The organism is Domibacillus sp. (assembly GCF_031181085.1).
Classification (GTDB): domain Bacteria; phylum Bacillota; class Bacilli; order Bacillales; family Domibacillaceae; genus Domibacillus.
In genome coordinates this window covers 159,785-181,197 of record NZ_JAPSLE010000002.1, presented here as the reverse complement: position 1 = coordinate 181,197, position 21,413 = coordinate 159,785, and the positions used below count along the sequence as shown (strand labels likewise).

Sequence of the window (21,413 nt, the reverse complement as noted above, 5' to 3'; positions counted from 1 at the left end):
CTCATTTTAGCAGTTTTCGTCTATTTTTGAAAACAAAAACCTGCTAAAAAGCCGGCAGATTACTCTGCCGGTTCCAGTCAGCCTGCTTTCTAGCACTGTTTACACTCAGAAATCACCAGATTACTCTGCTGGTTTCACCTGCTTGAAATACTCCTCGAGTGTCCAGCCATTTTTATAAATCACAGCCGCTGCTTCCTTGCCGATATAGCGAAAATGCCACGGTTCATATATATACTGGGTAATATCTTCCTTGCCTTTCGGGTAACGAAGAATAAAACCGTATTCATGGGCGTGATCTTTGAGCCAGCGGCCTTCCTCTGTCGCTTCAAACTCTTCATTGAGCTCATATTGATTGCTTTCGGAGGAAATATCCATGGCAAGACCCGACTGATGCTCACTCATACCTGGCGGAGCGATCGATTTCAGGGCTTGTTCTTTGCTGCTTGCTGCCGCCCCGGCCGCTAAAATTTCTTCCTGGCGGCTGTAAGAGCGATAGCCTGACACGGCAAACAAGTAAATCCCGTCTTCTTCCGCCCCTTTAAACATCGTTTCAAGCGCTGCGGCTGCTTCTTTTCTCATATAGCTTTTCTCAATGTCCTGGTTGCCGAAGGAAAACTGCACATTCGGGCGAACCAAATCCGGCGGGCTGTAATCAGAAGGCAGCGCAAACTCTTTGTTCACAAGCACCATCATATTTTCCGGATTTTGAATTTCCTGCACACCGTCCACCTCTTTCAATTGATTGAAATATGATGCGTCAATGACAGGGCCTGTTTCTTCTTTCACGGCTTCTTTTGCAGGTGCTGTTTGTTCACTTTCTTTTGCAGGTTCTTCTTTTGCTGATGTACATCCGGACAGCATCAAAGCCGCTGCCAGGGTTAAAGCTGTTTTTTTCATTTGGATAGAACCGCCGCTTCAAGCGCCACTTCAATCATTTCATTGAACGTTGTCTGACGTTCTTCGGCTGTTGTTTCTTCGCCTGTAATAATATGGTCACTTACCGTCAGCACCGACAGGGCACGGCGGCCGAATTTTGCTGCCAGTGTATAAAGAGCGGTCGTTTCCATTTCAATGGCTAAAATGCCGTACTGCGCCCATTTTTTATGGTCGGCGTTGTCGTTGTAAAACTGATCCGCTGTGAACACGCCGCCCACTTTCAGCTGAAGCCCTTTTTCCGTACCGGCATCAAAAGCCGCTTTCAGCAGGGACCAATCGGCTGCCGGCGCATAGTCGATTCCCGGGAATGTCACCCGGTTCATGCTGGAATCTGTTGATGACGTCATTGCTAAAATCACATCACGCACCTTTACATCCTGCTGAATCGCTCCGCAAGTACCGACCCGAATCAAGTTCTTGACGTCGTAGCTTTGAATCAGCTCATTCACATAAATCGAAATCGACGGCACACCCATGCCGGTACCTTGAACAGATACCTTCTTTCCTTTATATGTACCGGTAAAGCCCAGCATGCCACGAACTTCGTTATAGCAGACCGGATTTTCCAAAAATGTCTCCGCAATATATTTTGCCCGCAGCGGGTCGCCCGGAAGCAGGACTGTTTCGGCGATATCGCCCTGTTTTGCACCAATGTGTACACTCATTTATAATTCCTCCATCAAATAAAATAAGCCAATTAACTCGAGACTTTCCCCACTGGCTCTCCCATCGTACATATATTAAAACGCACGAATCTGCCCAGACGAATGCCTGGATTCTATCTCATTCTATCCCACCTTTGCGGGCAGTACAAGAATGACACCACAAAAGAACCGCCGGCATCCATCATGCTAGCGGTCAAAGTGAGTTCATTGATTCTTAAGCAAAGCGGCGGATCGTTTCGTCAAGCATATTCCGCAATCCTGAAAGCTGCTGGCGGGAAATGCGCAGCCGGACATTTGTTTCGTCGGTGCCCATTGCTTCAGACAAAAAGCCGCCCAAGCCGCGTGCCCGTCTATCCACCTGCAGCAGCACCTCGACTTCCTCTTTCGACTGCTGCAGGAATGAGACCTCCAGTTCGTCGAGTTTGCCGGCATACTCGCCTGTTACCGGCACAAATTCAAACTCCTGCACAAATGGATATTTCGTCAGGCGGGCATGCTCACATTCTACTTCGCGAAGACGGAAGCCAAGCGCGCGGACGCCATCGAGCACTTCTTCTGCCATAACAGTAGGATGAACATCAATATAATCTTTATCGGCCGGGTCCACTGCCTGCTTAATGTCAAGGCCTGTGGCAACCCAAACCCGCGTTTTCCCCTGGGTAATCGGCGTTTCATATGGAAGTGTCAATTGAAGCGGAAACTCCCGTACTTCACCAGGATTAATGGTAAAGGGTTCGTTTAATTTTTCCTTTACTACCGCTGCTTCCTCTACTACTTTGCGGTCATCTGTTTCCCGCACATATGTCGTCATCACCGATACGTAGATGGAATCCACCTGCTGGGCGACGTTTCCGCCTTTTACCTCTACAACGCCGCGCATCACATCGCCGGCTGTGTATTTGGCTCGTTCCAGCTTCGTATCCACCTTTGCGTTTCCAATTCCAATGCTTGCCAATGCTTTGTTAAACAATGCCATCCAGCTTCACTCCATTTCTTTGTCGTTGCTTTATTTACGACCCATTATCTAAAAAGTTTCACCGGTTTAATTCATCCTGCTCATATTTTTCCCATGCTTCATCAAATACGCTCATCGTCGGCAAATAATCCACATCCATTTCCAAATAACGGCTCAATACATCGTAAGAATCCGCCGTTTTCGGAAAGGAATGGTCCGCAAATGCTTCATTCGCAAACAGGGCCAGGTTATCGCGCGGCGGATCCTCCCGATACTTCATTAAATAATGATAAAATGATTTATGCATTCTAGTTTCCCTCCAAAAAAAAGACCTTAAAAAAGGTCTTCAGGCTGCCCTCAAACGCCCACTTTCAGCGTCACTTGCCGGCCGTGAATGCTCATGACCCCAAAAAGGCCACTCCGCTTCCCAGCCGGCGGCGTTCCTGGAAAGACAGGCGTTTTCACTCAGCCTGTCTTCTTATTTTGTCCACGCTCTTAAAAATTTTAGAAAAGGTTTTTGTATTCTCCATATCCTTCTGCTTCTAAATCCTCTTTGAGGATAAAGCGGAGCGCAGCCGAGTTAATGCAGTAGCGCAGACCGCCGGCTTCCATCGGCCCATCCGGAAATACGTGACCAAGGTGCGAATCAGCTGTTTTACTTCGTACTTCTGTTCGAATCATGCCGTGCGACAAATCGCGTTTTTCCAGTACTTCTGCCGCTTCGATCGGTTTCGTGAAGCTTGGCCAGCCGCAGCCCGCATCATATTTGTCTTTAGAAGAAAACAGCGGCTTGCCTGAAACGATGTCCACGTAAATGCCTTCTGCCGTTTCATTCCAGTATTCATTATGAAAAGGCGGCTCCGTCCCGTTTTGCTGCGTGACGTTATATTGCATCGGCGTTAATGTTTCTTTTAAGTTTTCTTTGTTCATTGCATGTCCCTCCAGTGTGATTGAATAAAAGCAGCCCGGCCTGAACCCGTCTGGTACGCATTATAGTGAGCAGGATTTTTCTTGTAGTAATCCTGGTGATACGCCTCTGCCGGGTAAAACGGCTCTGCCGGCAGGATTTCTACCACAATCGGCTTTTTGAACCGTCCGCTTGCATCAAGCCGCTGCTTCGATCCTTCCGCGAGGCGCTTCTGCTCTTCAGTGGTGTAAAAAATGGCCGGCATATAAGAGCGTCCCCGGTCATAAAATTGACCGCCGGCATCGGTCGGATCGATCTGCATCCAAAATACATCGAGCAGCTTTTCATATGAAAAAACATCCGGATCAAAAGTGATTTCAACCGCTTCAATATGACCGGTTGCTCCGCTGCATACCTCTTCATACGTTGGATTTTCGGTGTGTCCTCCTGTATAGCCGCTTACAACCGCTTCAATGCCCGGCTGTTCATGAAACGGCTTTACCATACACCAGAAGCATCCTCCTGCAAAAATTGCCTTTTCCATCCTGCTGCCTCCTATTCTGCGGCTCCTTCCGGCAGAAGCACCGCAAATTGAATATCGTCTTTCGCTAAATTAAATGATTCGGCTTTTACCCGCATCCCATTATCGAGCCGCATTTCGGCAAGTGACACATAAATCCGCTCTTCATCAGGCACAACATGCACCCAGTCGGGAAACGCATAGGCGCTGTCAGCTGTTTTCAGTACGTATGAGGCCGGAATATCAAGCAGGCCGACGCGCAGGCCTTTTTGATGAAGGACAATATTGCCGTTTTCCATCGCTTCCGGCTCAAATGTCATATAGTAGTCAATGTCTGTCCCAAGCACCGGAAAAGAGCCATACAGCTCTACATCGTTGCCAATATATACATCGTAATCGATCGGCGCATCGCCGGCTTCCTGTGCTAAATAATAGTTTACGAGCTGATTCAGCTCCGCTTTTGTGGAGGTTACGTGAAAAGCCGTTTTCCCTTCTGCTTCCAGCATGGCTGGTTTTTCCGCACCAGAGGGAAGAAAAATAAAAATCAAAATCATTCCCATAAAAGCAATAATACCGCCTAACAGTATAAAAAAGGCCACTTTCCATTTCGTCAATTTGATCCCTCATTTGGCATAACAATTTTTTGGCTGGTCAGTTCTTCAAGCGGATCTCCATTGATCGTATCAAAAATGCGGCCTGCCATTTGTTCATACCCCATATCATTTGGATGAAACTGATCTTCAAAAAACAGCCCGTCACTGCCTTCGCCAAAAACCGTTTCGACATTTACAAATACAGTTCGATCAAATGATGCGGCCACCTCCTCCGCCCGCTTGTTCCATGCCTGGACAATCGCTTCGTCGTCATCCGTATCAACAAAAACACGGCCAAAAGGATTATAGATGCCGATCAGCACAATGCCTGCTTCCTCATTAATGGCTCTTATGTCCTGCAGTACAGTGCGGATGCGCTCCCCGTAGCCTTCTTCTTCTTTTTCGAATGTATCCACTGTTAAATCCGACCAGTTTTCTTTTACTACTTTTACCACATCATTGCCGCCAATCGTAACCATGACGATATCGGCCTGTTGAATGTCTGCTTCAATTTCTTCCTCTTTCAGCCGTTTAATCAGCTGCTCTGTACGGTTGCCGCGCTTTCCATAATTCACAAACGATGCGTCTTTTATTTCATCAAGCGATTCCAGCTGATCTTCCAGGTATGGAACATAGCCGCCGGAGTTTGTACTATCTCCGACCCCTTCTGTCAGGGAATCCCCGATTGACACAATCTTTATATCTTGCGGGACGCGTGTTTCTACTGTTTCCTGTGCGTTGTTCCCACACCCGGCCAGCAGCACTGTTAATATTATGCCCGCTGCTCCCCACTTCAACGCCGTCACCTCTTCTTTTTCAAAATCGTATCATGTTCCAAGCACGGTTGAAAGTGATTGGGTTTCAATGTATGATTATATCAGTTTTCCCGGTATTCTTCTAATTTGAAAGGAGCCCCAAAACACCTTGAAAAAGAAACTATCAATCATCATTTTAACGATGTCTATTCCTTTTGCAGCCGCATGTGGGCATAACGACAACGCTGAGTCACATACCTCTCATACACATACAGCCGCAAATGGCGATCTGCAGGAAGTGACAGCTTCAGCCGATACACTGCCGGCTTTTTTAGATGACAAAGAGGAAAATGTACGGGCTGTTTATACAGCCGCTGCCAAACATGCGGCTGTGCTCGGTCAAATACCCTGCTACTGTGGATGCGGAGAGTCTGCCGGCCATAAAAGCAGCTTGAATTGTTTTATTGCAGAACAAAACAATAATGAAATCACCTGGGATGACCATGGTACTCGCTGCGGGGTCTGCCTGGACATTGCCGCCACAGCTGCAGCCATGACAGAAGAAGGCAAATCACCGCAAGAAATCCGTACTTATATTGATCATACGTATAGCGAAGGCTATGCAGAACCAACTCCTACTCCGCTGCCAGGCGCTTAAATAAAGCGTCTGGTTTTTCTTTTTCTCGTTTAAACGCCCAAAACGTGGTATAATTTTGTTACGTCAAACGTGAGGGCTGATAATGATGAGTATCAATGTTTTCCTTGATGACTACCGCACTTGTCCTCCCGACCACACACTTGTCGAAACAATCGACGAATGTTTTGATTTATTAAAAAATCATGCCATCGGCCATTTGTCGCTGGATCATGATTTAGTCAGTAAAAGCAGGAATGGATTCGTTCTTGTCCAGCTTATGGTTGAGCACCAGCTGTTTGCGGAGCGGATTACCATTCATTCAGCCAATTCAACAGGCGGAAAAGCCATGTACCGCTTTCTAAAGGAAGCTCAGTCCAGTCACCAAATGCCGCGGTCTATTCAAGTGACACTTCGTCCTTTGCCGCTTCATCCGCCTATAGATGCATATAAAAAAAACAGGAACGGCTTATGATAAGCTCGTTCCTGTTTTTTTATCCGTCTTTTTTAGCCTGATACATAATGCCGACGGCGCCCGGTCCGGCATGAGCAGAAATAATGGGCGCTGTGATGCCAATCTCAACATGCTGAAAACCGGTAAGCCGTTCCACTTCTTCTTTCAGCTTTTGTGAAAAAGCGGCACTGTTCCGGCCGGCATGCATAATGGAAAAACGCACAACTTTTTTCCCTTCCAGTTCTTCACCCAGCTGCTCTGCAAAAAAACGCAGCGCTTTTGTATGTGATCTTACTTTCGTAACGGGAGACAATGCCCCGATATCCAAGTCTGCAATCGGCTTAATATTTAAAAGAGAGCCGATAAACCCTTTTGCACGGCCAATCCGGCCGCCTTTAACCAAATTTTCCAGTGTATCCACCATAATATACAGCTTTGTTTCGGCCCTTATTTCATCAAGGCGTGCGGTAATTTCTTCGACGCTGCGGCCGGACGCCGCCATCTCAGCTGCTTCTAATACCTGGTAGGAAAGCGCTTTTGAGATATAGCGCGAATCGACGACCGTTACATCAGATGAGGACATTTCAGCAGCCTGGCGTGCCGCTTGATACGTGCCACTCATTTCTCCGGTCATATGAATAGAAATGATCTGGCTGCCGTCTGCACCGAGATCATTGTACACATCCAAAAACCGGCCGACCGGCGGCTGTGAGGTTTTCGGAAGTTCCCCGGCTGCGGCCATTTTATCTAAAAACGCTTCTGCTGAAATATCAACCGTATCCAAATATGTTTTCCCGTCAATCAGGACGGTCAGCGGCACCATCGTAATGCCGAGCTTTTGGAGTTCATCGCTCGTCATATCCAGTGCCGAGTCTGTTACAATTTTAATGCTGCCCAATTTATATCCCTTCTTTCCTGCCATTCAACGTGGTGATATCTTTATTTTATCTTTCTTTATCCATTCTTCCCATCTTCTTAACGCTTTTCACAAAAAAAGAAGAAGACGCATCGTCTTCTTCCCATTTTACGACAGAAGCGAGCGGTCGCTTAAGCCTCCGCCGCCTTTTATTTTTTGGAATTCTGCCAGGAGCTTTTCTACGGTCAGCCTTCTTTTTTCTGCTTCGTTGGCCGTAAAAATGATTTGCCCTTTGTCCATCATAATCAGCCGGTTGCCAAGATCCAGTGCCTGCTGCATGTTATGGGTGACCATCAGTGTAGTCAAACCGAGCTTGTCTACGATTTCTTTCGTTAAGTTTGTAATCAGCTCCGCCCGTGACGGATCAAGGGCTGCCGTATGCTCGTCCAAAAGCAAAATTTTCGGATCAGTGAATGTCGCCATCAAAAGAGAAAGCGCCTGCCGCTCTCCGCCTGAAAGAAGGCCGACTTTTGCCTGCAGCCGGTTTTCTAAGCCCAGATGCAGCATTTCAAGCTTTTCCCGGTAAAAATCACGCCGTTTTTTCGTTACACCGAATGCGAGCGTACGTGTTTTCGTCCGGTTGTAAGCAAGAGCCAGGTTTTCTTCGATTGTCATGGTCGGGGCTGTACCCGCCATTGGATCCTGGAACACGCGGCCAATTTTGGATGCCCGCTTGTGCTCGGCAAGCGACGTCATGTTCGTCCCGTCAATCGTGACCGTTCCCATATCCGGGGTAAGCTTGCCGGAAATCACGTTCATCAACGTTGATTTCCCCGCCCCGTTCGAGCCAATCACGGTTACAAAATCACCCGGCTTCATCGACAGGTTTACCCGGTTCAAGGCAATTTTTTCGTCAGGCGTTCCTTCGTAAAATACTTTAAAAATTTGGTTCATTTCAAGCATGGCTGCTGCCTCCTAACTGCTGAAGCCGTTTTTTCTTTCGTGCAGCCGCTTTTTGCCGGTCGAGCATTTTTGGCAGAACAAGCGCGATAATGACAATAACGGCTGTAATCAGCTTCATATCACCTGTATCTAAAAATTCAATCCGGAGCGCCAGCGTCACAATCATCCGGTATAAAATCGCTCCGACCACAACAGCCAAAGTCGCCCGGGCAATAGAAGAATGCCCGATAACCGCTTCACCGATAATGACGGAAGCAAGACCAATCACAATCATCCCAATCCCCATGCCAACGTCGTTAAATCCGTTATACTGGGCAACGAGGGCACCGGAGAACGCCACGAGTGCGTTGGAAAGACCCAGACCGAGCACTTTCATCCAGCCTGTATTGGCCGAAAAGCTTCGCACCATTCCTTCATTGTCTCCGACAGCGCGCAGACTCAGTCCGACTTCCGTTTTCAAGAATAAATCTGTGACAAATTTAATGATTAGCGTTAACAGGAGCATAAACAAAAGAACGCTCCACTCAGAGGCAAACCAGGAAGTTATTTTCGTCATCACCGTTTCTTCCGCTAACAGCGGCACATTCGGCTTGCCCATAATCCGCAGATTAATAGAGTACAGGGCAATCATCATCAAAATGCCGGATAAAAGCGGGTTAATGCCGCCTTTTGTGTGCAAAATTCCGGTTGCACATCCAGCCAGAAAACCGGCAAACAGCGCGGCAACCGTTGCTGTAAATGGATCACTTCCATTTACAATCATAATCGAGGCAACGGCTCCGCCTGTTACAAAGCTTCCGTCTACCGTTAAGTCTGGAAAATCAAGCACCCGGAATGACAGGTAAACACCGAGTGCCATAATCGCATAAATGACGCCCGATTCCGCGGCGCCAAACATGGCTGTCATCATAAAAAATCCCTCCATATACAAGAAAAAGCGCCCGGTGAAGGCGCGCCTTTTCCACTCATTTTACAATCTCTGCATCTTGTTTCCACTCATCTTTAATTTCGATATTCATTTCTGCTGCTGCTTTTTCATTGATTACAAGTTTTAAATCCTGCGGCGGCAAAACAGGAAGATCGCCTGCTTTTGTTTCACCTTTTAAAATTTGTGCAGCCATTTTGCCGGCTTCTTTTCCGATTTCTTCATAATCGAATCCGTAAGCTGCAAAGCCGCCCCGTACAACTGAATCTTTTTCTCCGACAAACAGCGGAATATCTTTATCATTCGCTACTTGAATAACGGATTCAAGAGCAGAAACAACCGTGTTGTCTGTGAAGATATAAAACATATCCACTTTGCCGACTAAGCTTTCTGCTGCCTGCTTTACTTCAGAAGAAGCCGAAACCGTTACCGGTACCATTTTCAAGCCATTTTCTTTTAAAATGGATTCTACCTGCTCTGCCTGCGCAACAGAGTTTTGCTCGCCCGCGTTATAAATCACGCCAACGTTTTTGCCTTTCACTGCTTCCGTCATAAATTTTACGGTATTAGAAATGGCATCTGGATGAAGGTCAACTGTGCCTGTGATATTGCCGCCTGGTGCTTCCGCGTCTTTAACAAGACCTGCTGCTACTGGATCGGTCACGGATGTAAATACAATCGGAATATCTTTTGTTGCATTCAGTGCCGCTGTTGCGCTCGGTGTCGAGTTAGCGAAAATCAAATCGACGTCATCCGCTACAAAGTTCTGCGCAATTGTCTGGTTGTTGTTTTGATCGCCCTGGGCATTTTGTTCATCAAGTTCCACGGAAACGCCTTCTTCTTTCAGTCCTTCTTGAAATCCTTTATATGCATTATCAAGCGATGGGTGCTCTACAAATTGTGTAACACCCACTTTATATGTATCTCCTCCTGATGATCCGCCGGATTCGGTTTTGGCTTCTTCCTCTCCGCCGCATGCTGCCAGCATCATAGCCGCCGCACCTGTCGTCATCATCCATTTCCATTTACTCATCCCTAAACTGCCCCCTCTTTTTTGCGTAACCGCTTTTATGTAGTAAATTAATATTTATTATCTTCGAATAATAACAGAAAAGCAAGAATTTTTTTAATATACCTTACAATAAATGACCTATAAACAGAAAAAACGACAAGGCTTCTTACCTTGTCGTTCGATCGTACACACAAAAAAAGTAGTCGTACGGATTTTCTTCATTTTTTTCTCCTTTTGTACAGGAGGTTTCTTGAAACTCGTCCCATGGAATAAAGTCGATAACCGTGTCTCCTTCAAATTCCGCCTCGATTTTCGTGACATATAGACGGTCTGCTTCCGGCAAAAACTGCTTGAACACATTCGCACCGCCAATCACAAAAATATCTTCATTTTTCGCTCTTTGGAGCACCTCTTCTTTTGAGTGAACAACCGTCACACCGTCCTGATGAAAGCTGCGGTCTGTCGTTAAAATAATGTTTTCCCGCTTTGGCAGCGGCTTACTTCCAAAGGACGCAAATGTTTTTCTCCCCATAACAATCGGGTACCCAAGTGTTGTTCTTTTAAAAAAGCGCAAATCCTCCGGCAGGCGCCACGGCAGGTCGTTATCACGGCCAATCACGCCGCCTTTCGCCTCTGCCCAAATAAATGAAATCATGGCTCTCTTCCTTTCTTTCGTTCCTCGTTCACATCGTACCACATTTCCATCCATTACATGAAAAAAGCATCCGCCCGGATGCTTTTTCCCAACACTACCCGACAATGGTTGCTGTGTTTCCGTCAGGCCCCATGCTCAGCCCTTTATTGCATTCAATATCTATATCGCCGTTTGCAATCGTAATTTTCACCACTGTTCCATCATCATATTCAATCGTTGAAACGGTCTGGTCTGTTCCAAACTCGTCTACCTCTTTTTTAAGGACTTTGCGTCCTTCTCCTAAAATTTGCAGTTTTTGATTCATGAAAATGCCTCCCTATGGAAAGTTTGGTCAGATTTCTTTTCCTTACCCGGACGCTATTCGCTTTAAACAAGGCTGTTTTCGCATAAATTGTTGCTATTTTGAATATCCTCCTATGTCGTCACAGCGAAGTATTTGCGAGAGATCTAAAAAAGCCATATCCAGTTAGGAGATGACTTTGGTCGGTATTGAGTTAACACACTTATTGGTTAACTCAATATCTTTCCCTTATTTTCTTTTCTGTCGGGTAATAAGTGAATATATGATAGTTAGCAAAATAGTTACAAGCATCAGAAGTAAAATATAATTCAATAACAAGTTCCAATTTAAGTGACCTGTTCAATACCCTGTAAATAAAAACGCCAGAAGACCCGGAATTAAGGCTATAATAAGTCCCCTTGAAAAATTTGGATTTGAACTCTTCCTCATCAAAATACACCTCTGCAGTTACTCTCATTTTGTTATTTGGTTTAGCCTATTGTAACTGTTCTTCTTGTACTAACAAAGCATATGTATAAATCCTACTATACAAACTAAAATAATCCTCCATTTATATAGATAGCAATAGCATTTGCGAAAACAGCTTTAAACAAGGAAAAGAACAAACAAAAAAACCGGCCTAAGGCCGGTTTTCAAACTGCAACAGGAGCTTTGATTGCTGGATGGGGATCATAGCCCGTCAGCTGAAGGTCATCAAGCTCAATATCAAATAATGATTTTCCTTTTGTTATTTGAAGGGTCGGCAACGCTTTTGGCTCGCGTGAGAGCTGCGTCTCTACCTGCTCGATATGATTGGTGTAAATGTGCGCATCGCCAATCGTGTGGACAAATTCTCCCACCTCTAAGCCGCATTCGTTCGCAATTAAATGCGTCAGCAGCGAATAGCCGGCAATGTTAAATGGAATTCCGAGGAACGTATCACCCGATCTTTGATAAAGCTGGCAGGAAAGTTTTCCATCCGCTACGTAAAATTGAAACATCGTATGGCATGGCGGCAGCGCCATCGACGGCACATCTTCTGGATTCCAGGCTGATACAATCAAACGTCTGGAGTCCGGTGTTTTTTTGATCATCTCGATCACATCGCCGATTTGGTCAATGGTTTCGCCCTGTGAGGTTTTCCATGCACGCCATTGGCGTCCATATACGTCACCGAGTTCGCCAAACTTTTCCGCAAAGTCCGCGTCTTCGAGCACACGCTGCTTAAAGAGCGTCATCTGCTCATCATACTGCGCCGCAAATGCTTCATCAGCCAAAGCACGCCGGCCGAAGTCAGTCATATCTGGTCCCTCGTATTCGGCGCTTTCCACCCAGCGTTTAAATGCCCATTCATTCCAAATATTATTGTTGTGCTGAAGCAGATAACGGATATTGGTGTCTCCTTTTAAAAACCAAAGCATTTCCGAGGCTACCAGTTTAAAAGACACCCGCTTTGTCGTTAAAAGAGGAAATCCTTCCGCTAAGTTAAACCGCATCTGCCGGCCAAATACAGAAATGGTTCCCGTACCGGTCCGGTCTTCTTTTCTGTTACCGTTCGCTAAAATATCCCGGCTTAAATCAAGATATTGTTGTTCACTGCTGCTCACCTGTTTCCTCCTACTGATCCATGGGGACCGTTCATTTCTCTGTACCCTCCGCATCATACCAAGAGAGCTTTTTCGGTTCAAGCCCTGATCCGATGTTTTAACAGAACGGGCGAAAAATCGGGAGTTTAAACCGTAATTACATGATTAAAATAACTAACGGAACTTCCGGTTTACCCGCCGATTGTTAACATAGACCGGGCTTCCTGGAAATCAATCAGCTCACTTCCTCCGCCATGGCTGAACGTGGCCGTTTAATAATCGGGAATCGAATAAGCAAAAAAGCGACCTTCCCTGTGATGAAAGATCACTTTTTTTGCCTGTGCATATATAAATATGTCCGTAACCGTCCATTCCTATCGAGCATCTGAGTGTGCAGAAAAAGATGAGTTTGTAAGCATCATTTAAATAAAATCTACCTGATTCTATTTAAATGACACTTTCTTACTTTACTGAAAGTACAGTTCTTCATTCTTTCTATTGGCTTTTTCCTTTTGAATCATTTTTTGAGAATTATACCTTATGAAGACCACATTCTGTTTTCTCAAGGGAAGCCCATCGGCCTGCACGTGAATTTTGTCCTGCCTCAACCGTAATGGTGCAATATTCGCAGCCAATACTCGGGTAGCCTTTGTCGTGAAGAGTATTATACGGAAGTCCAAATGCTTTAACATAGTTCCAGACATCTTCTGCTGTCCAATGAATTAATGGACAAATTTTAATTGATTCAAATTTGTTGTCAAAGTTGATAAATTCAACGTGGCGCCGTGTTTCAGATTGTTCCCTTCTTAAGCCGGATATCCCTGCTTTTGGTCCCGTCAATACTTTCTTTAAAGGCTCTACTTTGCGAATACTGCAGCAAAGATCGGGCTGGCTTTTCCAGAGCTCTTCCCCGTACTGTGCAGCTTGCTCTTCTGGTGTTAATTCTGGTTTTTGCATTTCAATACGAAGTGTCGGATACTTTTTCTTTACTTTTTTAATTAGTTCGTATGTTTCTTGAAAGTGAAAGTCTGTATCGAGAAACACGATCTTCGCGTTTGGATTTACTTTTGAGATAAGGTCGATTAAGACGACACCTTCTATTCCAAAGCTGCACGCATATACAATCTCTTCTCCATATTCTTCAAAAGCCCACTTTAATACATCGCGGCTGCCTTTTAAAGAATTGTCTATTGGAAAATCGATCTGCACGCCATCCCAGTTTTCATATGTTAAAGCTGCCATTTTTCCTGATCCTCCAATCTTGAGGTTACATAATAATCGCTTTATTCATCGCAGCAAACTGTAACAGTTTTTGTTACATTTAAAGCAGGTAAAGCCATTATTCCGGTTTCACCTGTTCAATCATCATTTCTAAGGAACCATGAAGAATGACCATCAGAAGTCATTCTTCATGAAGCATTTTATACAACTTACTTCCATTGTGCCACCCGGTCGATTGGAAGTCGGACAGACGTGTGTCCTGTATCTGCAGCTTTCCCGATAGAGATCAGCATAACTGGCACATAACGTTCCTTGTCTAAACCAAATGCTTCGGCAATTTTGTCTTTCTCATAACCGCCAATCGGATTTGTATCATAACCATACGCGCGGGCAGCAAGCATGATCTGCATGGATACAAGGCCGCCATCTACTAGTACGACATCTTCCATCTCTGCACGGGAAATGGTTTCAAAGTAGCCAGCAAAGGACTTGTGAATGCCTTCTTTCACTTCAAGCGGCATATGCCCTTCTTCTACTGCTTTTCCATAAATTTCTTCAAACTTCTCAAAGTTGTTGATATCGCCGAACACTGCAATCACCGCAGCAGAAGTTTCCACCTGGTTTTGATTAAAGCGTGCCAGAGGAGCAAGCTTTGCTTTTGCCTCGGGACTTTCGATCACAAGAAGTCTCCACGGCTGCATATTAACGGAAGAAGGTGCTGTAGTTGCGAGGGTAAGAATTTCTTCCATTTCCTGCTTGCTGATTTTCACCGCTGGATCGTAATTTTTAATTGAACGGCGTCCTTTTACAATTTCGTTAAAGTCGTTTGTTTTTTGTGTAGTCATAGCTGTAAAACTCCTTCTATTAAATCGTTATGTTTTCGAAATTCCATTTTGTACATAAGTGTTTTTAAATCCAAGTCTACTATGCTGCCAGAAGAATCTGCTCGTTCATTGCGACCCGTCTCTGCTGTATTTGTTGTGTATCCCGCTTTTATTTTATATTCCTTGTTTCTTTTTGTAAGTTTCCTAAAATTTGTTTCATTTGGGCTAGTAAATCCACATACTGCTCTTGTGTAATACCGTAATGAGGAGAACACATTTGCGATACACACCCCGCTTCTTTCCTCATTTCATTTGCTTTCTCTGTTACTTCAATCCATACCTTCCGTTCATCATCCATTGACCTTACCCGCTTGACTAAGTCCATCGCTTCCATTCGCTTTAGCATGGGCGTTAATGTACCGCTGTCAAGATGAAGCAGTTCTCCAATTTCCTTTACTGTGAGCCGATTATGCTCCCAAAGTACAAGTAACGTTAAATACTGGGGGTACGTGATGTTAAATTGCTCAAGGACAGGACGGTATAACCGGGTGATTTCACGGGAACAAGCGTAGATCGCAAAACAAAGCTGATTCTCAAGCTTTAAATTCTCATTCACAGTTCCATCATTCCTTCAACTATATAAATTGTTCGAAATTATATTTTTTAAAATTAAGTTGTGTACAATTAAATATTATACAATTAATTTAAGGGTGTCAACAATCTTATACTGTTCCTCCCTGTTCTCGTTCAAAATCATTATTCCCAGGAAAACACTTTTAAGCTGTCTCGAATTTCTACAGCCCGTTTTTTTGTATGTCTATTCCCATGCTGTTCTTTACGCCTTTTTCTCAAAGAGAAGACTGGATTGGCGCATTCATCTCTACCGGCAGAGTGATCTGCTTTCCCAGGACAAGCAGCGAGCGGCTTCTGAAGGTGGGACATCCAGCAACCTTTTCTTTATTAACGAATAAAACCATGCCTCGATACCAGGCATGGTTTTATTCGTTTCAAAACAATATTTTAATAAAAAAGGCCGATAAAGTTCAGTTATCGGCCTCGGTGTGTAGACAAATTCTTCCGTTTTAAAAAAGAGCCGATAAGTGAAGCCGGCCGGACTTCGCGTTCCGCGGGCAGTGCGGGAGCCTCCTCGGCTGCGCCTGCGGGGTCTCCCGACTCACTGTACTTCCCGCAGGAGTCTTCGTCTGGCCGGCTTCACTAAGTGGTGTTGAAGTTCCATAAGCAGGGACCGAATAGACTTTAAACAGAAAGATCGAACCTTATTAGCTCTATTCAATCTTGTCGCAAGCCACTTGGCGGCGGGAGAGCGGCGCAGACTCCTATGGGCTCAGCGCTGGCCCCATGGAAAGCGGAGCTGCCTGGACGCCGCCGATCCCATCCCATTCATGTGAACGGTCATCCATATCATTTGTCTAAAGCCTGAGGCCGATAAAGTTTATTTATCGGCCTCAGGCATCTTTTCTTGATTTTATTTTTTCAATGATACGGCGACTTCTATTTCTCGATCGTGCCGAAATGAAACTTCGATGTTTTACGGATATGCTGGGTAAAACCGAATTCTGCAAAACGCTGAGAACGGAAATGGTCTTTCAGCACCACGCGATGTCTGGCAATCCGCTTTGCTTCCCCGACAGCCTCCATGGTCAAATCGTGGTAAGCGGCAAATGACCGAAGCGGAGCAATTCCGCTTGAATCAACTGCGGTTTCAAACATCGGATCAAAATAAACCACATCAAACGATTCATCCGGCACTTCTTTTAAATACGTATGATAATCGGCCGGCCGAACCTCGATTCTTTTCATGGCCACAAGCAGCGGCTCCGGCCCGTCCGTCCATGACTCAAGCCCTTCCCCGACAATATGGGCAATAAACGGATTTGCTTCTATCGATTGCACGCGTCCCGCTTCTCCTACAGCAGCAGAAGCGGTAATACTGTCGGCCGCCGGTCCCATTGTACAGTCTAAAAACGACATGCCGCTCTCCAAACCGCACACGTTTACCAGTTCATCTTCTCCGCCCGCGAGCAGCCGCTTGACGCGAAACATCGCGGACCCCGGATGGAAAAAGAAAGGCGTCCCGCTGCCATCATGCAGTTCAAGCCGCTCCTTCGATACCAAAAGAACCGGACATTCATAAAAAGCAGCCAGCTTGTTCACCGGCTGCTTTTTCCGTTCTATAAAGGGCACTCTAAACTGCTCAGCAAGCGCCGCTGCCCTCGCTCTTACGCGGGTATCAGCCCGCTGAGATGTGGTGACAATCACTGGCAGTGCTGATCAAAAGCCGTTGTTAAATTCGAGATAATTGCGCCAAGATCGTGGCCTTCGATTTGCTCACGCGGCACAAAATGTACAACTTTATTTCCTTTTAAAAGCGCCATCGATGGGGAAGATGGTTCAAATTCCGGCATCCATGCGCGCATCGCAGCTGTTGCTTCCCGGTCCTGTCCGGCAAAAACCGTCACGAGGCGGTCCGGTGCAGGCTCATTCATAGACGCTTGAACCGCTGCCGGGCGGGCAAGACCTGCCGCACAGCCGCACACTGAGTTGATCACGACAAGTGTTGTGCCTTCCGCTGATTCCATAAAACTGTTTACTTCTTCTTCTGTTGTCAGTTCTGTGAACCCGGCGTTCGTCAGTTCCGCACGCATTGGGATCACCATTTGTTTCATGTATTCTTCGTAAGCATTCATCTTTATTCCTCCTTATTGGTTCCGGGCTTCTGTCATTTGCTTCCATACTGAGCCTTTTGCTTCTTCTCCGCCTTCGATCCGTTCAATGGCCATCATAACCTGCATTTTCACTTCGAATTCTGGGTCATCTGCTGCCTCGCGCAAGGCTGGGAGCGCTGATTCGTCTCCCACTTCATATAAAAACATCGCTGCGCGCCAGCGGACAATTTTACTTTTATCCTTCAGCGCCCCAATCATTGCATCCGCTGCTTCTGGAAAACCAAGATCACTCATACAGTCACCCGCTGTACGGCGCACCGTCACAGCTGGATCTTCGAGTGCTTTACGCAGTACAGGCAAAATACGCTTGTCTTCAATCATTCCCGCATACACAACGGCCAAACGCCGGATGGCGGCTTTTTCGTCCTGAAGCGCTGCTATGAGCAGCGGCATATCCGCAAGATCGGGATCTGGCATTTGCTCCAGCTGCTGGTATCGTTTGCGCCAGTCCGGCTCCCCGAGCCACGCTTCTTTATCCGGCTTTACGCCGTGGTCTTTATGCTGCACAAGCGGGCCTCCTGCCTGCGCTGCTTCCACAAGGCGCTCCACCCGCTCTTTCGGGTAAGCGGCCATCACTTCTTCCAGCAGTTCAGGAGCGATTGCATCAAGCTCTCCGTAACGGATACCGAACTCCTGCCACTTACGCTCTAAAATGTAATTGTCACCGCCGCTTTCGGTCAGCTGCCGGAACGCGTCCTGGCAGTAGTCCGGGAGCGCCAGCCGTTTTTCTTCGTCTGCTGATACAAGCTTTAGCTGCAGGGGAATGCCTTTGTACACTTGAATAAAGGTTTCCACTTCGCCAAAATGCTCAAGCGGTTTTGTTTCTCTTTCTTCTGTGCTGCTTTCGCCAAATGCGGCGCGGACGTTCGGCAAAATATCCTGCCAGTCGTAACGGCCGTTTCGCTCAAGCGCGATAAAGTCTGCCACATGGTAAACGCCGCGGACGCCTTCAATTTTCAAGATTGCTTGAATAACTTCAGGCGCCCCTTCTGCCGTCTCCGGCTTGTAATTCGTACTTTTACCAGCCGCAAGCTCTTCGTCCAAAATCACTTTCATCGTATTCGGGCTTGGTGTCGGCTCAATTTTTAAAATCTTCATGCTGGACTCCTCCTCCTTGTTTGGAAAAAAATCCGCTCTAAATAAGAGACGGATTCATTCCTTGTTTCGGTCATTTACTTTTTTCAGCGCTTCGATGCGCGCCGGGTCTTCTTCAAAGTATTCGATCAAGTCCGCGATCCGGTTGATGGAATCGGAACTTAAGTGGTGTTCAATACCTTCCACATCTTCGTAAATATGTGCTTCATCCACCCCGATCACCGACAGAAACCGTTCAAGCAAATCGTGCCGCTCCACTAAACGCCGGCCGATTTTTTGCCCTTTTGCTGTTAATATAAGGCCCCGGTACCGCTCGTACACAAGGTATTCATCTTTATCAAGCTTCTGCACCATTTTCGTTACGCTCGACGGATGAACCGACAGGGCACCGGCGATGTCCGAAACACGTGCATACCCTTTTGTATCAATCAGCAAATAAATCTGTTCTATGTAATCCTCCATACTCGGTGTCGGCATAAGGACGTTCCCCCTGACATTGTCATCAATAAAAGTGTACTATAACTATTCCTTTCAAACAAGGAAAAAGCCGGGCATAGGCCGGCTTAAGAAAGCTTATCTCCGTACTGTTTTAATTTTTCTCCGATTGTGCATTGGGTAATACAAAATTTATGAGCAGCGGTTTTGCCTCTTTCTTTACGCAGTGTATTTTTTACGAGGCAGTCTTTGCAGTACGTATTCAGTAACTCTTCTACTTCGAGTAAAAGTTCTGTTCGGTTCAACACGTGGCACCTGCCTTTCCCATTAACTCCCGATCTCTGCATGACTTGAGATGGGTGTGCCTTCGAGTGCTTGCCTCGCAAGCTGGTCAGCTTCTTTATTGTGCCTTCTATCCACTGGTTTGTAAAGCGGCTTGAGTCGCATGGATGCAATTTTTTCTTCGATCCGCGCCAGGAACCGGGCATGGCTTTCCTCAAAGCACGGCCAGTCCCCGCCAAGCTGGTTCAACACGGTGAGCGAGTCACCTGTGATGGTCACCGGCTGGCTGTTTACCCCGAGTTCCTCAAGCTTTTGCATCGCAAAGTAAAGAGCCGCATATTCTGCTTCATTGTTTGAATCAAGCCCTTCAAGCCGGGCATTTTCGCGCAGCCGGTAGCGGCGGCCGCCTTTTGTGTAGTAAATCGCTGTACCCACTCCTGTACTGGCCGATTCGACGTCAAAGCCGCCATCAAACAGCACCGTAATATTTTCCGGCTCTTCATCCAGTTTTTCATTCAGCTTTTTAAATTCCTTCAATGTCCATTCCTGGCCAATCTCATCCATGATCTCTACTTCTTTCACGCGGCCGGTTTTCAGCAGGTCATCAGCGGTTTTCTGTACAAGATGCCGGTCAATTGGTTCAGACGTAAACGTCGCTTTCACACCTTTAAAATCATACATAAAGCGGATTGTCATTTGCATTTCGCTGCCTCCATTCTTTAAAATAAAAAAGAAAAGATCGGGGGGAATCAATATGTTTGAAGTGTATACAGATGGAGCCTCAACCGGCGATCCCGGCCGGGCAGGCGCAGGTGTCGTGATTCGCTGGGATGGCAAAACAGAACGATTTTCCATTCCGCTTGGAGAAATGGATACACATGCAGCCGAGTTTACCGCTGTCATTAAAGCACTTGAGCTGTGCAGGGAGCGGGGCGCCCAGACCATCTCACTCCGGAGCGATTCTCAAACGGTTGTAGCGGCTATTGAAAAAGAATATATTCATAAGCCGGATTATAAACCGCTATTGCAGACCATTTTAACGATGGCGGATGAATTCCCATTATTTTTTGTTAAATGGATTCCATCGAAACAAAATAAAGCAGACCAGGAAGCCAAAAACGCCATTCGGGCAAACCCGTAAACGGTGTTTTAAAGACTTTCTCCTGATCAGTTTCTTCAAAAAAAGAAATGATTATGTACACGTCCTGCCTCAATCAAAGCCAAACGGATCTACTTCTATATAGCCTGTATGGCGGGCGAGGCGGGACAGTCCCTTCATTCCGTTTTCCTCGATAAAGCGGGTGGCCTCTTCTGTTGTACCTGTAAAAGCGGCCTGCTCCCACGTCCACTCAAGCGGTACATCGCAATGGATTTCTGCCAGTTTTTCCGACATGCGCAGCATGTCTTCTCCTTCACGCAATTTTTTTTGAAGCGCGGGGGTCATACCGTCAAGCCCTGCTAATACACCATCTGTCGTTCCATACTCGCGAATGAGCTTCAGTGCCGTTTTTTCTCCAATTCCTTTTACACCGGGATAGCCATCGGCTGCATCTCCCATCAGTGCTTTCACATAATGAAACTGCTCCGGATCGATCCCATATTCCTCACGAAACAGCGCGGCGTCATATGCCTTCCAATTTCCATAGCCCGTCTGCAGCAGCCACACGTAATTATGGCCATTTAACAGCTGCAAAAGATCCCGGTCCCCGGTTAAAATGTAGGTTTCCTCTCCTTTTGTCCATTTGGAAATGGTGCCGATGCAGTCATCTGCTTCATAGTTTCTTACCCCGGCATTGTGAAGAGAAAACGCGGCCGATGCCTGCTGCGCTAAATCGAATTGCGGCGCAAGCTCTGCCGGCGGAGCCGGGCGATGTGCTTTATACGAGTCGAACATATCGGTCCGAAACGTGTCCTTTCCCATATCCCAGCAGACTGTAATGTGGGTCGGGCGAATGCGGTCCGCCGCCGCAAACAAATGACGGATCAGCCCCTGCACAGCGTTTGTTGGGATTCCTTTTTCATTGAACATAAAACGGCCGCTCGGCGCCGTTTGAAAAAAAGAACGGAATAGAAGAGCCATTCCGTCCACAAGCAGTAATTTCTTGGTTGTCAT

27 protein-coding genes and 1 pseudogene are annotated in these 21,413 nt (G+C 46.4%); 3 read left to right on the top strand and 25 right to left on the bottom strand.

Features of this window, described 5'->3' with window-relative positions:
* Nucleotides 1–120 precede the first annotated feature (120 nt).
* The 8 genes from RIN81_RS04665 to RIN81_RS04630 all read right to left on the bottom strand — a co-directional run bounded on the left by RIN81_RS04665 (nucleotide 121) and on the right by RIN81_RS04630 (nucleotide 5,382).
* Nucleotides 121–897: a M15 family metallopeptidase gene (locus RIN81_RS04665; protein ID WP_309087855.1), complete on the bottom strand. Its 777-nt coding sequence runs from the start codon at nucleotides 895–897 to the stop codon at nucleotides 121–123.
* The gene (gene deoD, locus RIN81_RS04660) at nucleotides 894–1,601 is read right to left on the bottom strand and encodes a purine-nucleoside phosphorylase (RefSeq protein WP_242233691.1); all 708 of its coding nucleotides are present in this window, start codon (nucleotides 1,599–1,601) and stop codon (nucleotides 894–896) included. Before deoD ends, RIN81_RS04665 begins: the two co-directional genes overlap by 4 nt.
* A 214-nt stretch (nucleotides 1,602–1,815) precedes the next feature.
* Nucleotides 1,816–2,577 carry a sporulation protein gene (locus tag RIN81_RS04655; RefSeq protein WP_309087852.1) on the bottom strand — a complete coding sequence of 254 codons (762 nt, stop codon included), beginning with the start codon at nucleotides 2,575–2,577 and terminating at the stop codon, nucleotides 1,816–1,818.
* Nucleotides 2,578–2,635: 58 nt separating this feature from the next.
* The gene (locus tag RIN81_RS04650; RefSeq protein ID WP_309087850.1) at nucleotides 2,636–2,863 is read right to left on the bottom strand and encodes a YozE family protein; all 228 of its coding nucleotides are present in this window, start codon (nucleotides 2,861–2,863) and stop codon (nucleotides 2,636–2,638) included.
* A gap of 197 nt (nucleotides 2,864–3,060) precedes the next feature.
* Nucleotides 3,061–3,486: a peptide-methionine (R)-S-oxide reductase MsrB gene (gene msrB, locus RIN81_RS04645; protein WP_309087848.1), complete on the bottom strand. Its 426-nt coding sequence runs from the start codon at nucleotides 3,484–3,486 to the stop codon at nucleotides 3,061–3,063.
* Nucleotides 3,483–4,007: a peptide-methionine (S)-S-oxide reductase MsrA gene (gene msrA / locus RIN81_RS04640; RefSeq protein WP_309087846.1), complete on the bottom strand. Its 525-nt coding sequence runs from the start codon at nucleotides 4,005–4,007 to the stop codon at nucleotides 3,483–3,485. Before msrA ends, msrB begins: the two co-directional genes overlap by 4 nt.
* 11 nt (nucleotides 4,008–4,018) lie before the next feature.
* The gene (locus RIN81_RS04635; RefSeq protein ID WP_242233686.1) at nucleotides 4,019–4,597 is read right to left on the bottom strand and encodes a YpmS family protein; all 579 of its coding nucleotides are present in this window, start codon (nucleotides 4,595–4,597) and stop codon (nucleotides 4,019–4,021) included.
* Nucleotides 4,594–5,382 (bottom strand): GDSL-type esterase/lipase family protein, encoded by a 789-nt coding sequence (locus RIN81_RS04630; RefSeq protein WP_309087844.1) that lies wholly within the window; start codon nucleotides 5,380–5,382, stop codon nucleotides 4,594–4,596. The genes RIN81_RS04635 and RIN81_RS04630 overlap by 4 nt, the downstream gene beginning before the upstream one ends.
* A 118-nt stretch (nucleotides 5,383–5,500) precedes the next feature.
* Here RIN81_RS04630 and RIN81_RS04625 point away from each other — a divergent pair, with 118 nt between their 5' ends.
* The gene (locus tag RIN81_RS04625; RefSeq protein ID WP_309087842.1) at nucleotides 5,501–5,989 is read left to right on the top strand and encodes a PCYCGC motif-containing (lipo)protein; all 489 of its coding nucleotides are present in this window, start codon (nucleotides 5,501–5,503) and stop codon (nucleotides 5,987–5,989) included.
* An 82-nt stretch (nucleotides 5,990–6,071) separates the two neighbouring features.
* Nucleotides 6,072–6,440, top strand: coding sequence for a cyclic-phosphate processing receiver domain-containing protein (locus tag RIN81_RS04620; protein WP_309087840.1), 369 nt, complete (start codon nucleotides 6,072–6,074; stop codon nucleotides 6,438–6,440).
* A gap of 19 nt (nucleotides 6,441–6,459) precedes the next feature.
* Here RIN81_RS04620 and RIN81_RS04615 read toward each other — a convergent pair whose 3' ends face one another.
* The 16 genes and pseudogenes from RIN81_RS04615 to RIN81_RS04540 all read right to left on the bottom strand — a co-directional run bounded on the left by RIN81_RS04615 (nucleotide 6,460) and on the right by RIN81_RS04540 (nucleotide 20,002).
* A complete protein-coding gene (locus RIN81_RS04615; RefSeq protein ID WP_309087838.1) occupies nucleotides 6,460–7,317 on the bottom strand; it encodes a DegV family protein in 858 nt (285 codons plus the stop codon).
* 126 nt (nucleotides 7,318–7,443) lie between these two features.
* Nucleotides 7,444–8,238: an ABC transporter ATP-binding protein gene (locus tag RIN81_RS04610; protein WP_251270859.1), complete on the bottom strand. Its 795-nt coding sequence runs from the start codon at nucleotides 8,236–8,238 to the stop codon at nucleotides 7,444–7,446.
* Nucleotides 8,231–9,148, bottom strand: coding sequence for an ABC transporter permease (locus RIN81_RS04605; RefSeq protein WP_309087836.1), 918 nt, complete (start codon nucleotides 9,146–9,148; stop codon nucleotides 8,231–8,233). The genes RIN81_RS04610 and RIN81_RS04605 overlap by 8 nt, the downstream gene beginning before the upstream one ends.
* 55 nt (nucleotides 9,149–9,203) lie before the next feature.
* The gene (locus tag RIN81_RS04600; RefSeq protein ID WP_309087834.1) at nucleotides 9,204–10,196 is read right to left on the bottom strand and encodes an ABC transporter substrate-binding protein; all 993 of its coding nucleotides are present in this window, start codon (nucleotides 10,194–10,196) and stop codon (nucleotides 9,204–9,206) included.
* 145 nt (nucleotides 10,197–10,341) lie between these two features.
* Entirely contained in the window at nucleotides 10,342–10,830 is a 489-nt protein-coding gene (locus RIN81_RS04595) for a dihydrofolate reductase (protein ID WP_309087832.1), read from the bottom strand.
* Between the two features lie 94 nt (nucleotides 10,831–10,924).
* A complete protein-coding gene (locus tag RIN81_RS04590; RefSeq protein ID WP_309087830.1) occupies nucleotides 10,925–11,134 on the bottom strand; it encodes a hypothetical protein in 210 nt (69 codons plus the stop codon).
* 629 nt (nucleotides 11,135–11,763) lie between these two features.
* Nucleotides 11,764–12,717, bottom strand: a complete 954-nt coding sequence (locus tag RIN81_RS04585) for a thymidylate synthase (RefSeq protein ID WP_309087828.1) — start codon at nucleotides 12,715–12,717, stop codon at nucleotides 11,764–11,766.
* A 510-nt stretch (nucleotides 12,718–13,227) separates the two neighbouring features.
* The gene (locus RIN81_RS04580; RefSeq protein ID WP_309087826.1) at nucleotides 13,228–13,938 is read right to left on the bottom strand and encodes a phosphoadenylyl-sulfate reductase; all 711 of its coding nucleotides are present in this window, start codon (nucleotides 13,936–13,938) and stop codon (nucleotides 13,228–13,230) included.
* A 188-nt stretch (nucleotides 13,939–14,126) separates the two neighbouring features.
* On the bottom strand, nucleotides 14,127–14,762 hold the full coding sequence (locus tag RIN81_RS04575; protein WP_309087824.1) for a nitroreductase family protein: 636 nt from the start codon (nucleotides 14,760–14,762) through the stop codon (nucleotides 14,127–14,129).
* A 297-nt stretch (nucleotides 14,763–15,059) separates the two neighbouring features.
* Nucleotides 15,060–15,357 (bottom strand): annotated as a pseudogene (locus tag RIN81_RS04570) (MarR family winged helix-turn-helix transcriptional regulator); the annotation flags it as partial.
* A gap of 896 nt (nucleotides 15,358–16,253) precedes the next feature.
* On the bottom strand, nucleotides 16,254–17,021 hold the full coding sequence (locus RIN81_RS04565; RefSeq protein ID WP_309087820.1) for a class I SAM-dependent methyltransferase: 768 nt from the start codon (nucleotides 17,019–17,021) through the stop codon (nucleotides 16,254–16,256).
* Nucleotides 17,018–17,449, bottom strand: coding sequence for a BrxA/BrxB family bacilliredoxin (locus tag RIN81_RS04560; protein ID WP_309087818.1), 432 nt, complete (start codon nucleotides 17,447–17,449; stop codon nucleotides 17,018–17,020). Before RIN81_RS04560 ends, RIN81_RS04565 begins: the two co-directional genes overlap by 4 nt.
* 12 nt (nucleotides 17,450–17,461) lie before the next feature.
* A complete protein-coding gene (locus RIN81_RS04555) occupies nucleotides 17,462–18,586 on the bottom strand; it encodes a conserved virulence factor C family protein (RefSeq protein WP_309087816.1) in 1,125 nt (374 codons plus the stop codon).
* 54 nt (nucleotides 18,587–18,640) lie between these two features.
* Nucleotides 18,641–19,060 carry a transcriptional regulator MntR gene (gene mntR, locus RIN81_RS04550; protein ID WP_242233668.1) on the bottom strand — a complete coding sequence of 140 codons (420 nt, stop codon included), beginning with the start codon at nucleotides 19,058–19,060 and terminating at the stop codon, nucleotides 18,641–18,643.
* Between the two features lie 86 nt (nucleotides 19,061–19,146).
* Nucleotides 19,147–19,323, bottom strand: a complete 177-nt coding sequence (locus tag RIN81_RS04545) for a zinc-finger domain-containing protein (protein WP_242233667.1) — start codon at nucleotides 19,321–19,323, stop codon at nucleotides 19,147–19,149.
* A gap of 22 nt (nucleotides 19,324–19,345) precedes the next feature.
* Nucleotides 19,346–20,002 carry a reverse transcriptase-like protein gene (locus tag RIN81_RS04540; RefSeq protein ID WP_309087813.1) on the bottom strand — a complete coding sequence of 219 codons (657 nt, stop codon included), beginning with the start codon at nucleotides 20,000–20,002 and terminating at the stop codon, nucleotides 19,346–19,348.
* A gap of 52 nt (nucleotides 20,003–20,054) precedes the next feature.
* Here RIN81_RS04540 and RIN81_RS04535 point away from each other — a divergent pair, with 52 nt between their 5' ends.
* Nucleotides 20,055–20,441 carry a ribonuclease HI family protein gene (locus RIN81_RS04535; RefSeq protein ID WP_251270872.1) on the top strand — a complete coding sequence of 129 codons (387 nt, stop codon included), beginning with the start codon at nucleotides 20,055–20,057 and terminating at the stop codon, nucleotides 20,439–20,441.
* A gap of 69 nt (nucleotides 20,442–20,510) precedes the next feature.
* On the opposite strand, the gene RIN81_RS04530 is transcribed toward RIN81_RS04535, so the two are convergent.
* Nucleotides 20,511–21,413, bottom strand: coding sequence for a 5'-3' exonuclease (locus RIN81_RS04530; RefSeq protein WP_309087811.1), 903 nt, complete (start codon nucleotides 21,411–21,413; stop codon nucleotides 20,511–20,513).